The organism is Microbacterium sp. Soil_C_42 (genome assembly GCF_057656735.1).
The window spans coordinates 1-1,543 of the sequence record NZ_JBDGJU010000082.1 but is presented as its reverse complement, the minus strand read 5'-3'; the positions used below and the strand labels follow the sequence as shown (position 1 = coordinate 1,543).

At 70.3% G+C, this 1,543-nt stretch carries 3 protein-coding genes; 1 reads left to right on the top strand and 2 read right to left on the bottom strand.

The genetic code is table 11. From position 1 onward, the window contains the following. Nucleotides 1–274 (bottom strand): PP-loop family protein (locus AC3A46_RS19480; protein WP_487666693.1); only part of this gene is annotated, 274 nt, incomplete at its 3' end. A gap of 168 nt (nucleotides 275–442) precedes the next feature. Between AC3A46_RS19480 and ppa the strand changes: the two genes are divergently transcribed. Further along, nucleotides 443–976 carry an inorganic diphosphatase gene (gene ppa, locus AC3A46_RS19475; protein ID WP_487666692.1) on the top strand — a complete coding sequence of 178 codons (534 nt, stop codon included), beginning with the start codon at nucleotides 443–445 and terminating at the stop codon, nucleotides 974–976. A gap of 67 nt (nucleotides 977–1,043) precedes the next feature. Here ppa and AC3A46_RS19470 read toward each other — a convergent pair. Then, a partial coding sequence (locus AC3A46_RS19470; RefSeq protein ID WP_487666691.1) for a M23 family metallopeptidase occupies nucleotides 1,044–1,543 on the bottom strand: 500 nt, incomplete at its 5' end.

The following is a 1,543-nucleotide window of genomic DNA, read 5'->3' as shown; positions in this document are numbered from 1 at the left end:
GGGCCTCGAGCCCGAGCGTCTCGGCCTTCGCGGCCGCGGCGGCCGCGGCATCCGTCGATCCGTCCTGCAGGCCGTGGTCGACGGTGAGCGACGCGGCGCGCAGCCCTCGCTTCGGGGCCTCGAAGGCCGTCGCGGCCGCCAGCGCGAGGGAGTCCGCTCCGCCCGACAGCGCGACGAGCACGGTCGCACCCGGTTCGAGGTCCATGAGCGCGCGGCGTACGGCGAGCCGCACCTCGGCGACGGCGGGGTCGAGTCCGGGTCTGCGCTCCTCCACCCGCCCACCGTACCGGGGACGCCGTACCGTTCTCAGGATCGGAGCCTCGCGGTCACGCCTCTGGGCGGTGTGTCGCACCTGTGCGCGCCGACGATCCTGAGTTAGTGCCCGATAGGCGCCCGAACTAGGCTGGTCGCGGCAATCCACAGTCTTCGAAGGAGCACCACTATGGGCGCGTACGACGCCGTCATCGAGATCCCGCGCGGCAGCCGCGTGAAGTACGAGGTCGACCACGGCACCGGCCGCGTCTTCCTCGACCGCATCCTCTACACGCCCATGGGCTACCCGACGAACTACGGGTTCTTCGAGAACACCCTCGGCGAGGACGGCGACCCGCTCGACGTGCTCGTGATCCTCGACGTCGACCTGGCGCCCGGCATCCTCGCGAGCGTCCGCCCCGTCGGCGTGCTCAAGATGAGCGACGAGGCCGGCGGCGACGACAAGGTCGTGGCGGTGCTCGCCAAGGACCCGCGCTGGGCGCACATCCAGGACGTCGCCGACATCCCGGAGTTCCTGCAGAAGGAGATCGCGCACTTCTTCGAGCACTACAAGGACCTCGAGCCCAACAAGTGGGTCAAGGTCGACGAGTGGGCGAACGCGGCAGAGGCCGAGCGTCTGGTCGACGAGGCGTTCGCGCGCTTCGCACAGCACGAGGGCCAGACCGCGACCCAGGGTGAAGGCGTCGCGCCGAACACGCTCTGACCCGTGTCTTCACGCGAGAACCGGATGCCTCGGCATCCGGTTCTTCGTCTTTTCAGTGTGTCCGCGGTCAGACCGAGATGCCTCGCGCCGCCATGAAGTTGATCGGGTTCGTCGTGCCGCCGTTGACGTAGGTCTCGAAGTGCAGGTGGCAGCCGAAGGAGTTGCCGGTGTTGCCTTCGCTCGCGATCAGTTGACCGGCGTCCACCCACTGGCCGACGCCGACGAAGATGCCGCCGTTGCGGATGTGGGCGTAGCCGGTGCCGATGCCGCCGCCGTGGTCGATCTTGATGTAGTTGCCATAGCCGCCGTTCGGGCCGGCGTAGACGACCCGACCGGCCGAGGCGGCGTAGATTCCCGAGCTGCAGCCCGCGGCGAGGTCGACGCCGTAGTGGAAGCCGCTCGAGCAGTAGCTGTTGCCGCATTGCACGGTACGCGGGCCGTAGCCGGAGCTGCGCCAGCCGGATGACGGACGGGCCCAGCCCGAACCGACGACGGCTCCGCCGCCACCGCCGCCGCCGCCGCCACCGCCGCCTCCACCGCCGCCGCCGCCGCCGCCGCCCTGGTTCT

What these genes read in the sequence shown, in the direction of transcription:
- ppa (WP_487666692.1), top strand. Translation starts at nt 443, where the DNA reads ATGGGCGCGTACGACGCCGTCATCGAGATCCCGCGCGGCAGCCGCGTG.